A 2,771-nucleotide genomic window follows, 5' to 3' on the forward strand; every position below is an offset into this window, starting at 1 on the left:
GCATTTCCGTCAGGCTAAAGAGGAGGGAGCAACTCATACCCGGAAGTGGGAAGAGTTGTTCAATCAATATAGAGAAGAACATCCGGAAGAGGCCAAACGGTTCGAATCGGCATTAAACCGGGGATTACCAACCGATTTCGAATCCTTCTTGCCGGTCTTCGAGGCAGATGAGCAGGGAATGGCTACGCGTGCTTCCTCCGGAAAGGTGATACAGAAGTTAGCGGCCAATATTCCCCAGCTGATTGGTGGATCGGCCGACCTTACCGGCAGCAATAAGACATGGATGGACGATACCGGGATTTTTGGCTCATCGAACTATGCCGGTAGAAATATTCATTTCGGCGTTCGCGAGCATGCGATGGGAGCGGCACTCAACGGCATGGCCCTGCACAAAGGCGTTATCCCGTTCGGGGGCACATTCCTGATCTTTTCCGATTACTGCCGTCCGGCCATTCGCATCGCGGCATTGTCGCATATACCCTCGGTCTTTGTCTTTACGCACGACAGTATTGGCCTCGGGGGTGACGGCCCGACCCATCAGCCGGTCGAGCACTTAGCTTCCCTGCGGGCCATGCCCCATGCCCTGCTGCTGCGACCCGCCGATGCCAATGAAGTGGCCTGGGCCTGGAAAGCGGCTCTTGAATATACCGACGGTCCGGCACTTTTGGCTCTCACCCGTCAGGCCGTTCCAACCTTTGAGCGAACGGAGGCAAACCGGGCCTCCCAGGCCACCAAAGGCGCATATATCCTGGCTGATTCTGAAAAAGCCACGCCCGATGCCATATTAATAGGCACGGGCTCGGAAGTCCACCTGGCCATGCAGGCCAGAACCATGCTCCGGAAGCAGGGCAGGGATGTCCGCGTTGTGAGCATGCCCTCCTGGGAACTCTTCCGCCGGCAGAAGGATACCTACCGGCAAAGCGTTCTACCGGAAGAGGTGACCGCTCGCGTGTCTATTGAAGCCGCTGCGACCTTCGGCTGGAAGGAGTGGATTGGTGACCGGGGAATAGCCATAGGCATAGATCATTTCGGGGCATCAGCACCCTATAAGGAAATATTTGAAAAGTATGGGCTGACGGTCGACCGGATTGTGGAAGAGGCTCAAAAGCTTCTTCGCTGACGGACGTTGGAGGTTATTAGAGGCTGGAAGTGAGAAAGGCACCAAACCACTTCCAGCCTTGAACCCTGCTACGTTTCTAACTTCCACCCTCAATTTTTCCGCCTCTCAATCCGTCCTTCAGCCGGATCGATGCACACAGGTAAATGTGATATCATCCCCCGGTTTTTCCTGACCGATAAAGTTTTCCAGGGAAGATTGAACTTTCCGGACGATCGTTTTGGCGTGCAGGGACCCATAGATACTGAGAATGGCATCGAGGCGGTCTTCCCCGTATTCCTCCCCGACCTCGTTACGGGCTTCGGTCAGACCGTCGGTATAGAAGAGCACACTGTCGCCGGACCCGAATTGAAATTTCTTTTCCTGAAGATGAAATTTCAGATTAGCTGAAGAAGTCATGCCCAGGGCAAAGCCGTCGGAACGAAGATCAAAAGTGACATCGCGCTCCTTGTTAAAGAGAATCGGGGCGTTATGTCCGGCCCGGGCAAATGTAAAATAGTCTTTTTCGATCGGAAAAAAAGCCGCGCAGGCCGTCACAAACGTTTTATCCGCAATTCCGGATTTAACGTAGTCGTTGAGTTCCAGGAACAGCTGCTTGGGAGAAGGCTGATGTTTTTCAATAATGAGGTGAACCAGGGCCTGCATGCGTACCATATAGAGGGCCGCCGACAGTCCCTTGCCGGAGACATCCGCGATAATTACATAGGTCCCTGATTCGGTTTCAATAATATCCACATAGTCGCCGCCCACCTCCTTGGCGGTCGTGGCAAAAGAGAATATTTCAAGCGAAGTACCCTTGAATTCAGTGCCCGGCAGCAGACTCAGCTGGATATCCCGGGCCAGGTCTATTTCGCGCTTCACGTCTGATTTTTCAAGCAGTTCCACCAGGAGCAGGATCAGCATCGATCCGAAGGCAAAAGGAAGCAGTAGTTCATAGAAAAGAATGAAACCTGTAAGTTGCAGCACCCCAAATAAATAGTGGAATATAAAGGCGATAACCGATAAGCCGAATAACAGCCGCCGAGTGGGATTAAGCCGCTCCGTCAGGGCAGAAAAAAGCCGCAGGAATTTCAAATGACCCGGAATATCCTCAGGATCCCTCTGTTCCGCGCCTTCCTGTATTGCTTCTTCATACAACTGCTTGAGCCGATCGGTATCCTTGTAGAAATCTTTACCCATCCGTTCCCGCGTCATTCCGGATATATATTCCCTGTAAACCGATTTAGTATTTTGATATGCAGTTTGCGCTTCGTTTTTTAAGCCCATGTAAAAAGTATGTTATCACATTATTATAGTCCTTATTCGTAAACGATAGCAAAAAGTTTTACCTTTTTGATAATTGCGGTGAGGTTTACAGTTCATTCCCCTGCAGGGATAGATACGCCTGTTATATATTTGTATATTTGCATTGGATTTTGAAACAGAAGTTAACGATTCAACAAGATGTCTAAAAGCACTCTTTTTTTATTGGACGGTATGGCCCTGGCTTACCGCTCTCATTATGCCTTTATACGCAGCAATTTAAAAAATTCTGAAGGAATACCGACAGGTCCCATTTTGGGGTTTGCCAATACGCTTGAAAAGTTGCTCGAGGAACACAAACCCTCGCATATTGCCGTTGCCTGGGATACGAACGTGCCGACTTTCCGTCACG

2 protein-coding genes and 1 pseudogene are annotated in these 2,771 nt (G+C 50.6%); 2 read left to right on the plus strand and 1 reads right to left on the minus strand.

Annotated elements, in window-relative coordinates; translation table 11 throughout:
* A partial coding sequence (locus ACESLU_RS13810) for a transketolase C-terminal domain-containing protein (RefSeq protein WP_372639212.1) occupies positions 1-1,120 on the plus strand: 1,120 nt, incomplete at its 5' end.
* Between the two features lie 117 nt (positions 1,121-1,237).
* Here the strand turns inward: ACESLU_RS13810 and ACESLU_RS13815 are convergent.
* Complete coding sequence (locus ACESLU_RS13815) at positions 1,238-2,383, minus strand: PP2C family protein-serine/threonine phosphatase (protein ID WP_372639213.1); 1,146 nt, start codon at positions 2,381-2,383, stop codon at positions 1,238-1,240.
* A gap of 177 nt (positions 2,384-2,560) precedes the next feature.
* Between ACESLU_RS13815 and ACESLU_RS13820 the strand changes: the two are divergent.
* Positions 2,561-2,771, plus strand: a pseudogene (locus ACESLU_RS13820) (hypothetical protein); the annotation flags it as partial.

The organism is Fodinibius sp. (assembly GCF_041642155.1).
GTDB lineage: Bacteria > Bacteroidota > Rhodothermia > Balneolales > Balneolaceae > Fodinibius.